This is a genomic window from Pseudomonas rossensis (assembly GCF_039888995.1).
Classification (GTDB): Bacteria; Pseudomonadota; Gammaproteobacteria; order Pseudomonadales; family Pseudomonadaceae; genus Aquipseudomonas; species Aquipseudomonas rossensis.
On record NZ_JBBWCB010000017.1, the window covers coordinates 46,994 to 64,483 of the forward strand.

The 17,490-nt window shown below is 60.2% G+C and carries 17 protein-coding genes and 1 pseudogene; 11 read left to right on the top strand and 7 right to left on the bottom strand.

Annotation, left to right across the window (positions count from 1 at the left end):
- The first annotated feature begins 19 nt into the window (after nt 1–19).
- The 3 genes from pdhA to WLY71_RS07400 are packed head-to-tail and all read left to right on the top strand — an operon-like array spanning nt 20 to nt 3,219.
- Nucleotides 20–1,114: a pyruvate dehydrogenase (acetyl-transferring) E1 component subunit alpha gene (gene pdhA / locus WLY71_RS07390; protein WP_425589916.1), complete on the top strand. Its 1,095-nt coding sequence runs from the start codon at nt 20–22 to the stop codon at nt 1,112–1,114.
- Nucleotides 1,107–2,093: an alpha-ketoacid dehydrogenase subunit beta gene (locus WLY71_RS07395; RefSeq protein ID WP_347803047.1), complete on the top strand. Its 987-nt coding sequence runs from the start codon at nt 1,107–1,109 to the stop codon at nt 2,091–2,093. The genes pdhA and WLY71_RS07395 overlap by 8 nt, the downstream gene beginning before the upstream one ends.
- Before the next feature lie 16 nt (nt 2,094–2,109).
- The gene (locus WLY71_RS07400) at nt 2,110–3,219 is read left to right on the top strand and encodes a dihydrolipoamide acetyltransferase family protein (protein ID WP_347803048.1); all 1,110 of its coding nucleotides are present in this window, start codon (nt 2,110–2,112) and stop codon (nt 3,217–3,219) included.
- 162 nt (nt 3,220–3,381) lie between these two features.
- Here the strand turns inward: WLY71_RS07400 and WLY71_RS07405 are convergent.
- Nucleotides 3,382–3,636: pseudogene (locus WLY71_RS07405) on the bottom strand (YebG family protein); the annotation flags it as partial.
- Nucleotides 3,637–3,944: 308 nt separating this feature from the next.
- Between WLY71_RS07405 and WLY71_RS07410 the strand changes: the two are divergent.
- Nucleotides 3,945–4,445 (top strand): phosphate-starvation-inducible protein PsiE, encoded by a 501-nt coding sequence (locus WLY71_RS07410; RefSeq protein WP_283183010.1) that lies wholly within the window; start codon nt 3,945–3,947, stop codon nt 4,443–4,445.
- Here the strand turns inward: WLY71_RS07410 and WLY71_RS07415 are convergent.
- The 3 genes from WLY71_RS07415 to WLY71_RS07425 all read right to left on the bottom strand — a co-directional run bounded on the left by WLY71_RS07415 (nt 4,442) and on the right by WLY71_RS07425 (nt 7,797).
- The gene (locus WLY71_RS07415; protein WP_008150633.1) at nt 4,442–4,759 is read right to left on the bottom strand and encodes a DUF3509 domain-containing protein; all 318 of its coding nucleotides are present in this window, start codon (nt 4,757–4,759) and stop codon (nt 4,442–4,444) included. The genes WLY71_RS07410 and WLY71_RS07415 overlap by 4 nt on opposite strands.
- 297 nt (nt 4,760–5,056) lie before the next feature.
- Nucleotides 5,057–6,358 carry a serine/threonine transporter gene (locus WLY71_RS07420; RefSeq protein ID WP_347803049.1) on the bottom strand — a complete coding sequence of 434 codons (1,302 nt, stop codon included), beginning with the start codon at nt 6,356–6,358 and terminating at the stop codon, nt 5,057–5,059.
- 62 nt (nt 6,359–6,420) lie between these two features.
- A complete protein-coding gene (locus WLY71_RS07425) occupies nt 6,421–7,797 on the bottom strand; it encodes an L-serine ammonia-lyase (RefSeq protein WP_347803050.1) in 1,377 nt (458 codons plus the stop codon).
- Nucleotides 7,798–7,932: 135 nt separating this feature from the next.
- Between WLY71_RS07425 and WLY71_RS07430 the strand changes: the two genes are divergently transcribed.
- Nucleotides 7,933–8,880 carry a LysR substrate-binding domain-containing protein gene (locus WLY71_RS07430; RefSeq protein ID WP_347803051.1) on the top strand — a complete coding sequence of 316 codons (948 nt, stop codon included), beginning with the start codon at nt 7,933–7,935 and terminating at the stop codon, nt 8,878–8,880.
- Nucleotides 8,881–9,093: 213 nt separating this feature from the next.
- Complete coding sequence (locus WLY71_RS07435; RefSeq protein ID WP_008150614.1) at nt 9,094–9,501, top strand: HPF/RaiA family ribosome-associated protein; 408 nt, start codon at nt 9,094–9,096, stop codon at nt 9,499–9,501.
- 111 nt (nt 9,502–9,612) lie between these two features.
- Here WLY71_RS07435 and fecA read toward each other — a convergent pair whose 3' ends face one another.
- The 3 genes from fecA to WLY71_RS07450 form a co-directional block, all read right to left on the bottom strand.
- Complete coding sequence (gene fecA, locus WLY71_RS07440; protein WP_347803052.1) at nt 9,613–11,946, bottom strand: TonB-dependent Fe(3+) dicitrate receptor FecA; 2,334 nt, start codon at nt 11,944–11,946, stop codon at nt 9,613–9,615.
- Nucleotides 11,947–12,050: 104 nt separating this feature from the next.
- On the bottom strand, nt 12,051–12,989 hold the full coding sequence (locus WLY71_RS07445) for a FecR domain-containing protein (protein WP_347803056.1): 939 nt from the start codon (nt 12,987–12,989) through the stop codon (nt 12,051–12,053).
- An 8-nt stretch (nt 12,990–12,997) separates the two neighbouring features.
- On the bottom strand, nt 12,998–13,486 hold the full coding sequence (locus tag WLY71_RS07450) for a sigma-70 family RNA polymerase sigma factor (RefSeq protein ID WP_008150611.1): 489 nt from the start codon (nt 13,484–13,486) through the stop codon (nt 12,998–13,000).
- Between the two features lie 198 nt (nt 13,487–13,684).
- Between WLY71_RS07450 and WLY71_RS07455 the strand changes: the two genes are divergently transcribed.
- The 5 genes from WLY71_RS07455 to WLY71_RS07475 are packed head-to-tail and all read left to right on the top strand — an operon-like array spanning nt 13,685 to nt 17,448.
- A complete protein-coding gene (locus tag WLY71_RS07455; protein ID WP_347803053.1) occupies nt 13,685–13,990 on the top strand; it encodes a DUF3649 domain-containing protein in 306 nt (101 codons plus the stop codon).
- A complete protein-coding gene (locus WLY71_RS07460; RefSeq protein WP_347803054.1) occupies nt 13,987–15,567 on the top strand; it encodes a PepSY-associated TM helix domain-containing protein in 1,581 nt (526 codons plus the stop codon). The genes WLY71_RS07455 and WLY71_RS07460 overlap by 4 nt, the downstream gene beginning before the upstream one ends.
- Nucleotides 15,568–15,894: a DUF3325 domain-containing protein gene (locus WLY71_RS07465; RefSeq protein ID WP_129438341.1), complete on the top strand. Its 327-nt coding sequence runs from the start codon at nt 15,568–15,570 to the stop codon at nt 15,892–15,894.
- Between the two features lie 4 nt (nt 15,895–15,898).
- Complete coding sequence (locus WLY71_RS07470; protein ID WP_129438339.1) at nt 15,899–16,462, top strand: RNA polymerase sigma factor; 564 nt, start codon at nt 15,899–15,901, stop codon at nt 16,460–16,462.
- A complete protein-coding gene (locus tag WLY71_RS07475; RefSeq protein WP_347803055.1) occupies nt 16,459–17,448 on the top strand; it encodes a FecR family protein in 990 nt (329 codons plus the stop codon). The genes WLY71_RS07470 and WLY71_RS07475 overlap by 4 nt, the downstream gene beginning before the upstream one ends.
- The last annotated feature ends 42 nt before the right edge of the window (nt 17,449–17,490 follow it).

A 17,490-nucleotide genomic window follows, 5' to 3' on the forward strand; every position in this document is an offset into this window, starting at 1 on the left:
CGTGCCAGGAGCCCCTGTGATGCCTCACAAGGTTGAGCTGCCTTACACCCGATTTTTATCCCCTGACGGCCAATTGCTCGGCGAACTTCCTGCCTGGGCCGACGATTTCAATTTGCTGACGCGCCTTTATCGGCAGATGGTCCTGACCCGCCTTTTCGATCAGAAAGCCGTCGCCCTGCAACGCACTGGGCGCATCGGCACTTATGCGCCGACGTTGGGCCAGGAAGCCATTGGCGTCGCCGTCGGCAGCGTGATGCACGCCGAAGACGTGCTGATTCCGTATTACCGTGACACCGCCGTGCAGTTGATGCGCGGGGTGCGCATGGAAGAAATCCTCCTGTACTGGGGCGGTGACGAGCGCGGCAGCGACTTTGCCGAACCGGCGGCGGCCCAGGACTTTCCGATCTGTGTGCCGATTGCCACCCAGGCCTTGCATGCCTGCGGCGTTGCCAGTGCATTCAAAATCCGCGGCGAACATCGGGTCGCCGTCACCACCTGCGGCGACGGCGCCACCAGCAAGGGTGATTTCCTCGAAGCCCTCAACGTCGCCGGTGCCTGGCAGTTGCCAGTGGTGTTCGTGGTCAATAACAACCAATGGGCGATCTCGGTGCCACGACGGATTCAGTGCGGCGCCCCGACCCTGGCACAGAAAGCGATCGGTGCCGGGTTCCACGGTGAGCAGGTCGACGGCAATGACATGCTCGCGGTTTACGACCGAGTACACGTGGCCCTCGAAAGGGCGCGTCACGGTAAAGGCCCAGTGTTGCTGGAATGCCTGAGCTATCGCCTCGGCGACCACACCACCGCTGACGATGCCACGCGCTACCGGCCGGCGGACGAGGTCAAGCAGGCCTGGCTCGAAGAACCGATCAAACGCCTGCAACGTTTCATGGTCGACCAGGGCGTGTGGGACGAAGGCCGCGAGCAGGCGCTGATCAGCGAATGCCAAGGCTTGGTGCAGCGTGCTGTGGATAACTTCGAAGCGGCGGGGACTCAGGCGCCCGAATCGGTCATGGATCACGTCTACGCCCAATGGCCGGAGTCTCTCGCCAGCCAGCGTGAAGAGTTGCTCGAAAGGGCGGCGCGTCGCGCGGGAGATTCGAGCCATGAGTAACGGCAAAGTCACGTTGCTGGAAGCGGTGAACCTGGCGCTGCATCGGGCCATGAGCGAAGACGAAAACGTCATCGTCCTCGGTGAAGACGTCGGGGTGAACGGCGGCGTGTTTCGCGCGACTCAAGGGCTGCGCGACAGCTTCGGCTTCAAGCGGGTTATTGACTCGCCGCTGGCCGAAACCATGCTCGGCGGACTGGTGGTCGGCATGGCCGCGCAGGGCCTGAAACCGGTGGTGGAAATCCAGTTCATGGGCTTCATCTACGCGGCCATGGAGCACCTGGTGTCCCACGCCAGTCGCATGCGTAATCGCACTCGAGGGCGGATCACTTGCCCGATGGTCATGCGCACACCGATGGGCGCGGGGATTCGGGCGCCAGAACATCACAGCGAAAGCACTGAAGCACTGTTCGCACACATTCCGGGTTTGCGGGTGGTGATTCCGTCATCGCCGGCCCGGGCCTATGGCTTGTTGCTGGCGGCCATCGATGACCCGGACCCGGTGGTGTTTCTCGAACCGACCCGGCTCTATCGCATGAACCCGCAACCTCTGCTGGACGATGGCAAGCGCCTGCCGCTGGACAGCTGTTTCACCCTGCGCGAAGGCAGCGACATCACGTTGATCAGCTGGGGCGCCAGTGTGCTGGAAACCCTGCAAGCCGCCACCGCATTGGCCGAGCGGGGCGTCTCGGCGGAAGTAATCGATGTCGCAAGTATCAAGCCGCTGGACCTCGACACCCTGGAAGCTTCGGTGCGCAAGACCGGTCGCTGTGTGATCGTCCACGAGGCGCCGCGCTCCTGTGGCGTCGGTGCAGAAATCGCCGCCAGTCTTTACGAGCGGGTGTTGCTGGAATTGCAGGCACCGATCCAGCGAGTCACTGCGCCGGACATTCCGCCACCGCTGTATCGACTGGAGTCGCTTTACATGCCTAACGTCGAGGACATTCTTCAGGCTTGCGACAACGTACTGCACATTTCCTGAACCCAAGGAGGCTGCGATGAAATATTTCAAACTGCCGGATCTGGGCGAGGGTTTGCAGGAGGCGGAAATCGTCCGCTGGCACGTCAACGTTGGCGATACCGTCAAGGCCGATCAACTGCTGGTGTCGGTGGAAACCGCCAAGGCGCTAGTGGATATCCCTGCACCCTATGACGGCGTGGTGGCGAAACTTCATGGCGGCGAGGGCGACATCATTCACGTCGGTGAACCCTTGCTCGGTTACGAAGGCGAAGCCGATGCGGGCACCGTAGTGGGGCGACTCGAAGGTGGCGGCAGCAGTCAGGAGGACTCGTTTTTCATCGGGGCTGCCCCCTCGACCCGAGAGCACCTGGCGACTCGCGCCACGCCGGCCGTGCGGCAACTGGCTCGGCAACTCGGCGTGGAGTTGAGTGGGTTGACGGGCTCTGGCCACGAGGGGCTGATCACCCGTACGGATGTAGAAAACGCGGCTCAAACTGAACTGGATCGCTTCGGCGGTGAACGGTTGCGCGGTGTGCGGCGCAGCATGGCGCTGAACATGGCCCGGTCCCACGCCGAAGTCGTGCCGGTGACGATTTTCGGTGACGCCGACCTGCATCGCTGGGGTCAGGCCCGCGAACCGCTGATTCGCCTGGCCAAGGCGATGGCGGCCGCGTGCGCCGTGGAGCCGGTGCTCAACAGTGCCTTCGATGGCAAAAGCCTGTCGCTCAAACAACACGAACGGCTCGATCTGGGCATCGCCGTCGACACCCCGGACGGCTTGTTCGTGCCAGTGCTGCGCGATGTCGGTCACCGCACCCCGGCTGACTTGAAGGAAGGCGTCATGCGATTAAGGGCCGATGTTCAGGCGCGATCGATTCCGCCCAAGGAAATGATGGGGGCGACCCTTACGTTGTCGAATTTCGGCACCTTGTTCGGCCGCTACGCCAACCCGGTGGTGGTGCCGCCGCAAGTGGCGATCCTCGCCGCTGGAGCGATCCGTGACGAACCGGTGGCGGTCGATGGCGCGGTGGTGGTGCATCCGGTCCTGCCGCTGTCCCTGACCTTCGATCACCGCGTGGTGACGGGCGGCGAGGCGGCACGCTTCTTCAAGGCCCTGGTCGAGGCGCTGGAACAACCCGAAGCTTAGGTTTTTCGCAGGCATGAAAAAGGCCCTGAGTCATTTGACTCAGGGCCTATTCAATTCGGGCGTTGCTTACTTGGCAGCCTTGGGGGCTTTAGCTGGCTTGGTCGGCTCAGCGACTTCAACAGGTGCAGGCGCCTCAACGGGGGCAGCCTTTTCAACGACTTCAGCAGGCGCATTGAGCAATTCGGACAACGCGTCCGGCTGGCTCTTGAACGCCTTGGCGAACACATCGCGGTTCTTCGCCATGTAGATCCCGGCTTCTTCCACTTGCTGCTCGGTCAGGGACGGAACGGCTTTTTGCAACACTTCAGCCAGCAACTCGGCCAGTTCGAGCATTTTGTCATGACGGTCAGCTTCGGCTTTATCCATGAACAAGCGCTCCAGATCTCGGCTGCTGCGGTATACCACTTCGACGGCCATTCACCACCTCACATGCCTTCACATTAAGTTGTCTTATTCGACTACTGTATTTATATACAGCGAAAAGGATAAGCGAATCCCTGCGCTTTGGGTAGTGGCTTTTTAATGTAGACCGAAATCAGGTGGTCTGCGCAAAACCTGTGGGAGCCGAGCTTGCTCGCGATGAGGCCCTCGAATCCAGCACAAAAGTGTCCAGTAGCAGCCCATCGCCATCTCACCAAACAGCCTCTGGCCTTTTTTCTGCATGCAGAACAACCGTCACGTCAAACCCGCATCATCCGCTCGAACCGAGCTAAGGAAGAATCATCGTGAAAATCAACTGGGCCGAGAACCTGCGGCAGAACGTGCACCAACTGGCCGAGTCTCTGGGCAACCTGTTCGTCGAGACCTTCCACTACCTGGCGCTGTTCGCCATCGGTGCAGTCACCGCGTGGGCGGCGGTGATGGAATTTCTGGGGATGATCGAAGAAGGGCACATCAAGATCGATGACATCTTGCTGCTGTTCATCTACCTGGAACTGGGGGCGATGGTCGGGATTTACTTCAAGACCAACCACATGCCGGTGCGTTTCCTGATCTACGTGGCGATCACTGCGCTGACGCGGCTGCTGATCTCCAACGTCTCGCACCACAATCCGCCAGATATCGGCATCATCTACCTGTGCGGCGGGATTCTGCTGCTGGCGTTTGCGATTCTGGTGGTGCGTTACGCTTCGTCGCAATTCCCTTCGGTGAAGATCGAACACCCGCAGCGCAAGATCGGTGCGGGTTCCGGTGAGCATCCCGAAGTCGAGAAGGGCGAGATTTAAAGCCGCATGGCTGGTCGGCTGTGGCCCTTGACGCGTGGCGGCGGCAGGTTGTGATTGTCGCCGTCGGTCATGGCTTCAAGGATGGCCACGGCGCTGTGGCCCTGTTCGATAGCAATGCCGAATTGAATGCTTTGCACCAGGCGTTTGAGGCGCTGGGGGTCATTGCGTTGTTCGGCGCTGATCATCCGTTTGGCGACCACGTGACCGCTGTTGGACAGGGTCAGCATGATGCTGCCATCCAGGCCCTGAATGCTCAGGTTGATCTGATAATCCGCTGCAAAGGCATCGGTAATGAGCTGAAAGGGGTTGTCCATGATGCGTCACCGCCTGATTGAACGTGCAGTTGTTGACCCGCCGTGATCGGGATTAGTTCGCAACACCAGACCGCCGGCATTCCATGTTCATTACTTTTTTCCGTATCGCGTAGGAGCTGCCGAAGGCTGCGATCTTTTGATTTTTGGCGCCCTTGAAGGCGCTACAGATCAAAAGATCGCAGCTTTCGGCAGCTCCTACATAGGCATAGCAAGGGGCATGCCGGAAAAATTGTCGAACAATAGACACGGCAAAAAAGAGGCGGGCTCTGTGGCCCGCCTTCTTTTTGCCTCCCCGTTTCAGGGCATGAATGAGTAGATGATCGCAGACAGTGCAATCAAACCGATCAGCACCACGAACACATTCGAGGCCTTCCCGGAGTACTGGCGCAAGGCCGGCACGCGGCGGATGGCGTACATCGGCATCAGGAACAACAGGCACGCGATGATCGGCCCGCCGAGGGTTTCGATCATGCCGAGGATGCTCGGGTTGAAGGTCGCCACGGCCCAGCAGCTGAGGATCATGAACAGCGCGGTCACGCGGTTCAGCCAACTGGCTGACATCACCCGGCCACGGCCGCGCAGGCTTTTCACGATCAGGCCCTGAAAGCCTTCGCTGGCGCCGATGTAATGGCCGAGGAACGACTTGGTGATCGCCACCAGCGCAATCAGCGGCGCAGCGTATGCGATGACCGGCGTCTGGAAGTGGTTGGCCAGGTACGACAGGATCGAGATGTTCTGCGCCTTGGCCGCCGCCAAGTCAGCCGGGGACAGGGCCAGCACGCAGCTGAAGCAGAAGAACATCACCGTCACCACCATCATCGCGTGGGCGATGGCGAGGATGCCGCTGCTTTTGCGTTCGGCCTGTTCGCCGTAACGCTGTTTCTGATCGACGGAGAAGGCGGAGATGATCGGCGAATGGTTGAACGAAAACACCATTACCGGGATTGCCAGCCACAACGTCTTGAAGAACAGTGGCATCGGCATGCCTTCACTGGCGGTGGCGAAGAACGCTCCGTTCCAGTTCGGGATCAGGCTCAAACCGAGCAGCAGCAACGCCGCGACAAACGGGTAAACCAGCACGCTCATGCATTTGACGATGACGCCCTGACCGCAACGGACGATCGCCATCAGACCGAGGATCAGCACCAACGACAGAATCGCCCGTGGCGGCGGGGCGATGTGCAACTGATGCTCCATGAAGCTGCTCAAGGTGTTGGTCAGCGCCACGCTGTACACCAGCAGAATCGGGAAGATCGCAAAGAAATACAGCAGCGTGATCAGCTTGCCGGCACCGATGCCGAAGTGTTCTTCCACCACTTCGGTGATGTCCCCGGAACGCCCGGACAACACGAAGCGGGTCAGGCCGCGGTGGGCGAAGAAGGTCATCGGGAAGGCTAGCACTGCCAGAATCAGCAGCGGCCAGAAACCGCCTACGCCGGCGTTGATCGGCAGGAATAGCGTGCCGGCGCCGATGGCCGTGCCATAAAGGCCAAGCATCCAGGTGGTGTCGTGTTTACTCCAGCCTTTGTGGGTTATTTCGCTATTGCGTGTCAGGTCTACAGCAGGATTATCGGCAGCAGGTGTACGTACATCGGTCATCGTTTGGCCTCGTTATTGTTCTTGCTCGGGCTCACGTGTTGCGGACGGTCAGGGAGTGCTCCTCAGCACTCCACCCAGCTAACAGCCAGGCCGCCCCGTGAAGTCTCTTTGTATTTGTCATGCATGTCGGCGCCGGTATCGCGCATGGTGCGGATCACCCGGTCCAGGGAAATGAAGTGTTTGCCGTCGCCGCGCAGGGCCATTTGCGTAGCGTTGATCGCCTTCACGGCGGCGATGGCGTTGCGCTCGATGCACGGCACTTGCACCAGGCCGCCGACCGGGTCACAGGTGAGGCCGAGGTTGTGTTCCAGGCCGATTTCAGCAGCGTTTTCCAGTTGCTCGGGCGTGGCGCCGAGCACGTCCGCCAGCCCGGCGGCGGCCATGGCGCAGGCGGAGCCAACTTCGCCCTGGCAGCCAACTTCGGCGCCGGAGATAGAGGCGTTTTTCTTGCAGAGGATTCCTACGGCCGCAGCGCCCAAAAAGAACGCCACCACGTCATCGTCCGACGCGTCCGGGTTGAATTTCATGTAGTAATGCAGCACCGCCGGAATGATCCCCGCCGCGCCGTTGGTCGGCGCCGTGACCATGCGCCCGCCCGCTGCGTTTTCCTCGTTCACGGCGAGGGCAAACAGGTTCACCCACTCCATGGCCGATAGGGTGGAGGTGATGACATTCGGCTTGCCAATTTCCAGCAGGCTGCGGTGCAATTTCGCCGCGCGACGGGGAACATTCAGACCGCCGGGCAGGATGCCTTCATGGCGCAGCCCTTGCTCGACGCACTCGCGCATCACGGACCAAATGTGCAGTAGGCCCTGGCGGATTTCGGCTTCGCTGCGCCAGGCCAATTCATTGGCCATCATCAACTCGGAAACGCGCAGACCGTGCAGGTTGCAGAGCTTGAGTAGTTCGGCGGCGCTGGAAAAATCGTACGGCAGCACCACATCGCTGGTGGGCGCGATGCCGGACTCGGCTTCGGCCGCTTCGATGATGAAACCGCCGCCAATCGAGTAGTACGTTTGCTCAGACAGCTCACCGGTTTCGCCAAAGGCTGTCAGGGACATGGCGTTGGGGTGGTAGGGCAGGCTCTCGTCGAGCAGTAGGAGATCGCGTTGCCAGTTGAAGGCGATGGTGGTTTTGCCTGCCAGAGACAGTTCGCCAGTTTCGCGCAGAGACTGGATTCGACTGTCGATGGACGTGGGATCAATGCTGTCCGGCCATTCGCCCATCAGGCCCATGACGCAGGCGCGGTCGGTGGCGTGACCGACGCCGGTCGCCGACAGCGAGCCATAAAGTCGGATTTCTACTCGCCGTACGTCGGCCAGCAATTGTTGGTCAATCAGGGCTTGGGCGAAGGTCGCGGCGGCGCGCATCGGGCCGACGGTATGGGAACTGGACGGACCGATGCCGACTTTGAAGAGATCGAAAACACTGATAGCCATGCTAAAGCCTATACAAGCAATGGAAGAGAAATCGCTGCCATTTTTGTAGGACAAGCGCAATGTCGGCGATACTGCCCATCTCGGTCCTACGTGACCAACGAAACTTCCTAAGACAGCCTTTAGCAGGACTAAACAATGAGTCGCCAATTGCACGCCCAGACTTACGTCTGGCTGCACGTGTTTTCCTGTGCCGCGCGGCACTTGTCGTTCACTCGATGCGCCGAAGAACTGCACATCACGCCGGGTGCGGTCAGTCAGCAAATCCGACAGCTGGAAGAACGGCTTGGGTTTCGACTTTTCCACCGCCGCGCTCGGGGTGTGGAACTGAGCGCCGAGGGCCAGCGACTGGCCATCACGGTCAACGAGGCTTACGGCAGCATCGATGCGGAATTGCGACGACTGGACGCGGGAATGATCAGCGGGATTTTGCGGGTACGCTCGATACCATCGTTCCTGAGCAAGTGGTTGACCCCAAGGTTGCCGCGTTTGCAGCAGCGATTCCCGGACATTCAATTACGGCTGGTGGCCGAGGACAGCAGCGTGCCATTGCACGAAGGTGACTTCGATTTGGCCATCGACCTGAATGACGGCAGCTATCCCGGTTTGTTATCCACAACCTTGCTCGACGAACAGATATTCCCGGTCTGTGCCCCAAGCCTGCTGCGCGGCCGGCCGCCGCTGCATGGCCCGGCGGACCTGATGTATTTCCCGTTGCTGCACGACATCACCGCCTGGCGCGGCAGTTATGAGTACGCGGAATGGGAGTTCTACCTCAACGCCATCGGCTTCGAAGGTGCGGACGTGCGGCGAGGGCACACCTTCAATCGCAATCATCTGACCATCGAAGCGGCGATTGCCGGGATGGGCGTGGCGATTGCGCGGCGAACGTTGCTCAATGACGAGTTGGAGCGGGGGACGTTGATCGTGCCGTTTGGCCTGGCGGTGCCCAATCACAAGCGTTACGTGCTGCTCTATGCGCCGGGGGCGCTGAGCCATCCGGGCGTGCGTGCGGTGCATGACTGGCTGGTGGAGGAAGCGGGGATCTTTCGAAGCCTGCATCCGCTGGCGGAGCGGCAGATGTGAGCAATTGTGACAAAAGAGTCAGGCGACCCAACTCCCGACCTTAACAGCGCTTTTGCTCCTTGTCCGGCTTTTTCTGCGTATGAAAATTTATCTTTTTTTAGGGGTTGAATTGTTCTGCGAGCAGACCGATTGTGTAAGTAAGAGGTCACGGTGATGACGCCCAAGGGCCAGCCGATGCGCCTCTCGCGAGCTAGCTGAAATAAGGGATGAACTATGCAAATCCAAGTCAACAGCGATAACCATATTCAAAGCAGCATCCGACTGGAGGAGTGGGTACGTACTACCATTGAGAGCACGCTCGAACGTTATGAAGAGGACCTGACACGCGTCGAGGTTCATCTGCGGGACGAGAACGGCGACAAGCCCGGTCCCCATGACATGCGCTGTCAGCTGGAAGCGCGGCCAAAAGGCCACCAACCGATTTCTGTCACCCATAAAGCCGCAAACCTGGAACTGGCGATCGACGGTGCGGCCGAAAAACTTGAACATGCACTTGAGCACCTGTTCGGCAAACTGCGGGGCAAACCACGTGCCGCTGTGGTGCCGTTCGAGAGAGTCGCTGCCGATGCGTTGCTGGAAGACGAGTTTCTCGAGAACGAACAGGCTGCGCAAAACGGTTGAAGCCTGATTGATTTTTTACCTTTCCACTGACAAACGGGTCTGCTTATGCAGGCCCGTTCTCGTTTGGGCTGATCATTCCCACGCAAAGTGGAGGAACGATCAGGGCCAGGATTAGAACGCTACAGACGTCTGCACATAAACCGTCCTCGGCTCCCCCACATACTTACCCTTGTTGTTGTCATCAAACGAGCGGGTAAAGTACTGATGGTTGAAGATGTTCTTCACCCCCACCGCCACATTCAAATCCGACAACTTCGGCCCGAAGTCATACGCCGCGCGGCTGCTGAACAGCACGTACCCAGGAATCTTGCCGGTGCTGCCATCAGCGCTTTCAGCCGAGGTATTGGCGTTGTCGGCAAATTGATCGCTCTGATAGCTGCTGTCCAGGTTCAGTTTCCACGCGCCTTCGGTATAAGCCACGCCAATCGTGCCTTTGTGTTTCGAGGAGAAGGGCACACGATTGCCCTTGTTCGGCCCGTCTTCGCGGATGGTCGCGTCCACATAGGCATAAGTGGCATAAACATCGAAACCGGCCAATGAAGGGCTCAAATCATCGAGGGCATAGTTGACGCTGGTTTCGATACCTTGATGGCGAGTTTCGCCACGGGCGATCACCGAGTCGTTGGTCTGGTTGCTTTCGTACTGGTTGTCGAAGTTGATCAGGAACGCGCCGATCTCTGCCCGTAGCGCACCGTTGTCATAACGGGTGCCCAGTTCCCAGGTACGCGCCTTCTCCGGTTTGACTTCGCCACTGGTCACTCGATTAGGCATCTGGCTGTATTGCACGCTACCGAACGAGCCTTCGGTATTGGCGTAGAGGTTCCAGGTGTCGGTCACGTGATAGAGCACGTTCAACGCCGGCAGCGCCGTGTTGTAGTCGCCCTTGTACTTCACGTTCGTCAGGGTGTTGGTTTGTTGCGATTCGATCATCTCGTAGCGGATGCCCGGGGTGAAGGTCCACTTGCCGATGTCGATCCGGTCGTCGACGAAGAACGCATTGGCCTCGGTGCCGCCACGGGTGTCGCGGTCGTTGCGGCTGTCGGTGGTCGGGTATTCGTTGCTGGCGATCGGCGTGCGATAGCGCAATTCGTGGCCGGCTTCGTTGATGTAGCGATAGCCGACGCCGACTTCATGGCTGGTCGCGCCGAGATCGAAGCCCTGGGCGAAACGGGTTTCCAGTCCACGCACCCAGTACTCGCGCGGCGACAGCGACAGGAAGGTGCCCTGATCCAGATAGCCGCTGCGCAGGGTTTTGGTGAAGAAGGTGTTGGCGGTGAATTCGCGGCGATCTTCCTGATAGCGATAACCGACGTTGAACATCGTCCGACGGCCCCAGAACTGGTCTTTCGGACGCGTCGACCGGTAAGGGTCAGCATCGTAATCGGCGACGTTCAGGCCGCCGGGCATGTCGGCCTTGCCTTCGTAATACTGGGCCATCGCGTTGAAGCTGTTGGCGTCGTCGAGCTGGTATTTGCCCTTGAGGATCAGGTCGTCGATTTCGGTGTCGCTGTGTTCTCGCCAGTCGCCACCGCGCGTGCCGGAATACAACAGCGCACCGCCCAGACCGTTGTCGGCAGTGCCGCCGGCCAGCAGGTTGCCGGTGGTCTTGAACCCGTCGTGGCTGGAGGAAGGGCTGGTTTCGGTCTGAAAACCACCCTTGACCGTCGGCTCATCGGGAATCGCCCGGGTCACGAAGTTGACCACGCCGCCGACGTTCTGCGGCCCGTAACGTACGGCACCGCCGCCACGCACCACGTCCACCGCGTCCATGTTGCCCATGCTGATCAGTGCAAACGACAACTGCGGCTGACCATAAGGTGCGAAAGGCACCGGGATACCATCCATCAATACCGTGGAGCGCGAGGCCAGCCGCGGATTGAGCCCACGAATGCCGAAGTTCAGCGCCATGTCGTGGCTGCCGGTGCCGTTGTTGTCCGGCGCATTCACACCAGGGATGCGGTTGAGCACGTCCTTGGCCTGAGTCGCGCCCTGGCGTTCGAACTCTTCGCGGCGGATCACATCACGCGCGCCGGGATGCTCGAAGACGTTGATTGGCGCCGCATCGCCGAGCCAGTCGCCGACGACTTTGGAGGTGTCCAGTTCCAACGCGGTATCGCCCACCGGTTGCAGGCTGAAAGCGTTGTTGCCCTCGGCGCGGGCTTGCAGGCCGGTGCCTTCGAGCAAGGCGTTCAAACCTTGCTCGGGGGTGTAGTTGCCTTCCAGACCGCGACTCTGTACGCCGCTGGTAACTTGAGAGCCAAAGGAAATCAGCAAACTGGCTTCACGGCCGAACTGGTTGAGGGCGTTTTCCAGCGAGGACGGTGCGATGTGATACGGCTTGGCGTCAGCGGCGTGTGCCAGCGCTACAGCGCCGAAACTCAGGCTGGCGCCCAGCAAAAGTTGGCGCAAGGTGCGGGCCAGCGGGGTGAGGCGGGTGGGTTGCATGGACGACGATCCTGAGAAGGTGGAATCAAGGTGGCTTTCCTTCTCTGTCACGCCAGATCTGAAAAACGGCTCATTTATTTTTTTAAGATCAAAAGATCTGGCGTTTAAACCTTCGCCTCAACCGTCACCCAATACCGGGTAAACCGCTTCACTTTCACCGGCATGCTGATTTCCAGCAGATCAAGAATCCGTTCGCTGTCATCCAGTGGATACGTCCCGGAGATCAGCAAATCCGCGACCTTCGCATCGCAATTGAGTTGCCCGCGACGATAGCGACCGAGCTCGTCGAGGAAATCGTCGAGGCGCATGTGCGCGGCCACCAGCATGCCGTCGACCCAGGCACCACTGTTGGCGTCCAGGGGCAGAGCATTTCCGATGCCTTTTGCACCAAAGCTCAACTGTCGGGCGCTTTGCAGTATCAGCGGTGAACGACCGTCGGGCGTCAACTCAACGCTGCCTTCGAACACCGCAACCTGGGTGTGATCGGCAAACTGCCGCACGTTCAAACGCGCGCCTTGAGTCTTCAACAGGCCTTGGGCGGTACGAACCTGAAACGCTTGGGCGGCAGTGAGCAACATCTCGCCTTCGAGCAAACGGATCAGCCGTTGCTGACCTTCGACGCGCACATCCACGGAGCTGGCGGTATTGAGCTGTAACTGATTGCCATCACCGAGCGGCACCTTGCGTCGCTGGCCGACCGGGCTGCGGTAGTCGGCCAGCAACGGAGTCAGCGGAGTGTGCTCGCGCATCCCCCACGTGACTGCGCAACCGGCACCGAGAATCAGCAGCAGCTTCAGCGCCTGACGACGACTGCCGGATTTCGGCGCGTTGAGGGCGGCGTGGGCCAATGGCGAAGACAAACCGCGCAAGCGCTGATTGATCCGCTGGATATGGTCCCAGGCCCGTTGATGCTCACTGTGCGCATCGTGCCATCGCTGCCAGGCGAGTTGCTGGCGTGGGGTCAACGACCCTTGCTGCATTTCCATCAACCAATGCACCGCCTGTTCGGCGACTTGGGATGAAAAGTCCGGTGGAGAGTTTATTGAATTGTTCATAGGGCGAAGTAGCAGCGCATGGCCGCTTTGTTCAGGTGACGTTTGACCGTGGCGATGGAAATCCCCAACTCGGCGGCGATCTGTGGATAAGTCAGGCCATCGACCTGCGCCAGCAGAAACGCGCGCTTGACCAGGCGCGGCAGGCCATCGAGCAACTGGTCTAACTCCATCAGGGTTTGCAGGATGATTGCCCGTTCTTCCTCTGACGGCGCCACGACTTCCGGCATCTGCGCCAACGCATCGAGGTAGGCACGTTCCAGATCCTGACGGCGGTAATGATTGAACAGCACGCGCTTGGCGATCGTCGTCAGGAAGGCTCGCGGCTCGATGATCTGCGGTGTTTCCCGTGCAGTCAGCACCCGCATGAAGGTGTCTTGGGCCAAATCCGCAGCGCTGTCCGGGCAGCCGAGCTTGCGCCGCAACCAACCGGTGAGCCAGTTGTGATGGGCGTGATAGAGGACTTCGACGGTATTGGCTGGCTGCAACGGGACCACTCCGAGCGCATTCGGATACGTTAGGGAACAAGAATTGTTCGCATTGTAGTGGTGGGTACCCGTATCCGGCAATCGACTGTATCGACGATCTCATCGGACTCTTTTGCATATGAGAATATTTATCATTAATATTGCGGCCTTGTTGGCCCCGTGACGTTCACGAGGCTTCACCCGTTTCAAGGTCGAAACATGAAAGGCAAAATCACCGCGCTCCCCGTTTCCTACCGACTGGCCGTCACTTCCCGAGTGCTGGCCGCTGTGCTGGGGGGTTACCTCGTCGCGGCATTGGCCAGTGTCAGCCTGACGATGTGGCTGCCCATGGCTCGCGGCGAAGCGGTGGTCACCGGGATGATGACCTCGTTTCTGGTGTATCTGGTCGCCGTACTCTGGTGCTTTGCCTGTCGCAGTGCGTGGCACGCCTGGTTCGGATTGATCGTGCCGAGCGTGGTTTTGTCGGCGGTGTCGGGGCTGGCGTACTGGATGGGCCACTCATGAAAGAGGGCTTTCGACAGGCCATGGCCTGGCTGCATACCTGGGCCGGGTTGATCTTCGGCTGGCTGCTGTTCGCGATTTTCCTGACCGGCACGCTCGCCTATTTCAAGGATGAGATCAGCCACTGGATGCAGCCGGAAATTCCCGCCCGTTCGCTGTCCTCCGAAGCCAGTCTGACCCTGGCCCAGCACTACCTTGAGCAGCACGCCGCGGGTGCCTCGCGATGGCTCATCGATTTACCGGATGCTCGCGAACCCGGACTGTCGGTGAGGTGGCAGCAAGCACCGGCCAAGCCCGGCACGCGCGGTCAATTCACCGAAAAACGCCTCGATCCGCAAACCGGCACAGAAGTGCAGGGCCGGGAAACACGCGGTGGCGAGTTCTTTTACCGCTTCCACTTTCAGTTGCAAATGCCCTATCCGTGGGGTCGCTGGCTGTCGACCATCGCAGCGATGGTGATGTTCGTCGCGCTGATCAGCGGGATCATCACCCACAAGAAAATCTTCAAGGACTTCTTCACCTTCCGCCCGCGCAAGGGCCAGCGCTCATGGCTCGACGGGCACAACGCGGTGGGCGTTCTGGTGTTGCCGTTTCATCTGATGATCACTTACAGCAGCCTGGTGATTTTCATGTCGATGGTGATGCCGGCGAGCATCCTTGCCTCGTACAAAGGTGATGTCGAGGCGTTTTACGATGAGGTATTTCCGGCGTCCAATACGCCCGACATGGCAGGCAAACCGGGCCAGTTGGCACCGTTGGCTCCGCTGCTGGAACGGGCCCGCGAGCAGTGGTCGGGCGGGCGAACCGGGTGGCTGACGGTGAACAATCCGGGCGATGCGAATGCCTCGGTCATTCTTGCGCGTGACGGCGCCGACCGAGTGGTCCACGACTTTGGCAGCGCGTTGACATTCAACGGCGTGACCGGGCAGCTACTCAGCACGACGCCGAAGCAAGCACTGCCCATGGCGATTGCCGGCAGTTTCTATGGCTTGCACATGGGCCATTTCGCCGGTCCGGTATTGCGCTGGCTGTACTTCATGTGTGGTTTGGCGGGCACTGCGATGATCGGTACCGGGCTGGTGATCTGGCTCGGCAAGCGTCAGCTCAAACATGCGAAGAGCGGTGTGATGCCGTTTGAGTTGCGACTGGTGGAAGTCCTGAACATCGCCAGCATGTCGGGGTTGATGGTCGCGGTGGCGGCGTTCTTCTGGGCCAATCGATTGTTGCCGGTCGGGATGGCCGGGCGGGCGGATTGGGAAGTGAACAGCTTCTTCATTGTCTGGGGTTTGAGTGTGTTGCACGCCATGGTCCGCCGTGGTCGCGCAGCGTGGGTCGAACAGTTGGCGCTGGCGGCGTTGCTGTTCTGTGCGGTACCGCTGCTGAACGCGCTGACCACGCCTTATCACTTGGGCGTCACCCTGATGCAGGGTGATTGGGCCATGGCCGGTTTCGATCTGACGTGCCTGGGCAGTGGTCTGTTTTTCGCGTGGGCTGCGTGGAAAATGCAGCGCGCGGGGCAGCCTGGAATCGTCATCCGACCGCGGGCGAAATCGATAATGCTTGAGCAAGAGGCGCACTGAATGTTCCTGGCCTGGTTGCTGTGCTACGGCGGTTTCACCGCGCTCTGTTTATCGATGGATCGGCATCACGCCGAACTGTTGGGGCGCAAGCCCTCGGCCCGTCGCCGCCAAGGGATGAAGCTCAGTGGCTGGCTGTTGCTAGCGTTATCGCTGTGGGCCGCAGTGTCGTCGACGGGCTGGGGACTTGGATTGGTGGAGTGGTTTGCGGTGTTGATGCTCAGCGCTTTGCTGCTGGTGTTGTTGATGCCGTATCGCCCGCGCCTGGCCTTGGTGTTGGCCGGTTTGAGTCTGCTCGCCAGCCCCGTCGCCGTGTTTGCAAAGGGCTGACCTGATGATCACCCGTCCACCGGAATCCCATGACGATGAACATCACGGTGCGCGTGCGCATTTCCTGCAGGTGTTCCTTTCCCAGCGTTCGCAAATGGAAGCGCTGGTGAGCCGCCGTGTCGGGTGTCGGGCGACGGCCGCGGACCTGGTGCAGGACTTGTTCGTGCGCTTCTGGCGTCGGCCGTTGGTGCAGGTCGAAGAGCTCAGCACTTACCTGTTGCGCTGCGCCGGCAACATCGCCATCGACCATTTGCGCAGCGAAGGTACGCGGGTGCGGGTCAACGAGGGCTGGATGCCGGATCAACCGGACAGCCACGGCAGCGAACCGCAAGCGGCATTGGAGGCGGGCAACGACTTGCGTCACGTCGAAGCGGCGTTGCGCGCGCTGCCTGAGCGCACGCGGCAGATTTTTTTGCTCAACCGTATTCACGGGCGCAAATACGCCGAGATCGCCAAGGCCATGGGTTTGTCCCAAAGCGCCGTGGAAAAACATATGATGCGCGCCCTCGAGGCTTGCAAGGCCAGCCTGCGGGAACCCGAACCGCGCACGCCAGGGAAAGCACCGTGAACAACACCGAACGCGTCACCCCGACGCCCGCTCAGGAGCAGGCGGCCGTCGCCTGGCTGAGTCTGTTGCATGACCAGCCCAGCAGCGGCGATCAGGCCACCTTCAGTCATTGGTTACAGGCCGATCCCGCCCATGCCGAGGCTTACGCACAGGCGCAGGTGGTGTGGGAGTTGACCGAAACACCGGCCCGAACACTGGCCGATGAAGACGCGTTTGCCTTGCAGGGTTACCTCAACGCGATGAATCGCTCGCGCCGTACCAGCGTTCGGCGTTGGTCCGGTGCGTTGGCGATGGCCGCGTGTCTGGTGCTGATGATCGGCTTCGGTGCTGGCTGGCAACCGTCGCGCTGGCTCGATGATCTGGGCGCGGACTATGTGTCGGCGCCGGGGGAAATTCGCACCGTCACGTTGGCGGATCAGTCACAAGTCACCTTGGACGCCGACAGTGCAATTGCCGTGGATTTCAGTCGTGGCGAGCGCCACGTTCAGCTGCGGCGCGGCGCTGGATTTTTCAGCGTGACCCACACCGGCGATCCGTTTGTGGTGGACGCTGAAAAAGGCCAGGCGCGGGTGCTGGGGACTCAGTTCGAAGTGCGTCTGCAACCGCACGGCGCGCAGGTTACGGTGTTGTCCGGGCGGGTTGGTGTGACGGCGGACAAGCACGCTGCGCAGCAAATTCTCACCGCTGGCCAGCAGGTGGCTTATGGCGATGGCTTGGCGGAAAAACTCCATAGCGTCGACAGCGAAGCGCAGTTGGCGTGGCGTCAGGGATGGCTCAATTACTACAAGGCGACGCTCGCTGATGTGGTGGAGGACCTGGGGCGTTATTACCCGGGACGGATTGTGCTGCTCAACGATGAACTCGCGGCGCGGCGGGTCAGTGGCAGCTTTCCGAGCAAGGATCCGCAAGCGGTGTTGAGTTCGTTGCAAGGGGTGTTGGGGTTTGAGCAGCACAAGGTTCTGGGGCATCTGATTATTTTGCGCTGAAGCAAAGTCAAAAGATCGCAGCCTGCGGCAGCTCCTACATGA

Bases quoted from the DNA above. Each gene is read 5' to 3' on its own strand.
- pdhA (WP_425589916.1), top strand. From the start codon at position 20: ATGCCTCACAAGGTTGAGCTGCCTTACACCCGATTTTTATCCCCTGAC.
- WLY71_RS07395 (WP_347803047.1), top strand. From the start codon at position 1,107: ATGAGTAACGGCAAAGTCACGTTGCTGGAAGCGGTGAACCTGGCGCTG.
- WLY71_RS07400 (WP_347803048.1), top strand. From the start codon at position 2,110: ATGAAATATTTCAAACTGCCGGATCTGGGCGAGGGTTTGCAGGAGGCG.
- WLY71_RS07415 (WP_008150633.1), bottom strand. From the start codon at position 4,759: ATGGACAACCCCTTTCAGCTCATTACCGATGCCTTTGCAGCGGATTAT.
- WLY71_RS07420 (WP_347803049.1), bottom strand. From the start codon at position 6,358: ATGACCGATGTACGTACACCTGCTGCCGATAATCCTGCTGTAGACCTG.
- WLY71_RS07425 (WP_347803050.1), bottom strand. From the start codon at position 7,797: ATGGCTATCAGTGTTTTCGATCTCTTCAAAGTCGGCATCGGTCCGTCC.
- WLY71_RS07430 (WP_347803051.1), top strand. From the start codon at position 7,933: ATGAGTCGCCAATTGCACGCCCAGACTTACGTCTGGCTGCACGTGTTT.
- WLY71_RS07435 (WP_008150614.1), top strand. From the start codon at position 9,094: ATGCAAATCCAAGTCAACAGCGATAACCATATTCAAAGCAGCATCCGA.
- fecA (WP_347803052.1), bottom strand. From the start codon at position 11,946: ATGCAACCCACCCGCCTCACCCCGCTGGCCCGCACCTTGCGCCAACTT.
- WLY71_RS07455 (WP_347803053.1), top strand. From the start codon at position 13,685: ATGAAAGGCAAAATCACCGCGCTCCCCGTTTCCTACCGACTGGCCGTC.
- WLY71_RS07460 (WP_347803054.1), top strand. From the start codon at position 13,987: ATGAAAGAGGGCTTTCGACAGGCCATGGCCTGGCTGCATACCTGGGCC.
- WLY71_RS07465 (WP_129438341.1), top strand. From the start codon at position 15,568: ATGTTCCTGGCCTGGTTGCTGTGCTACGGCGGTTTCACCGCGCTCTGT.
- WLY71_RS07470 (WP_129438339.1), top strand. From the start codon at position 15,899: ATGATCACCCGTCCACCGGAATCCCATGACGATGAACATCACGGTGCG.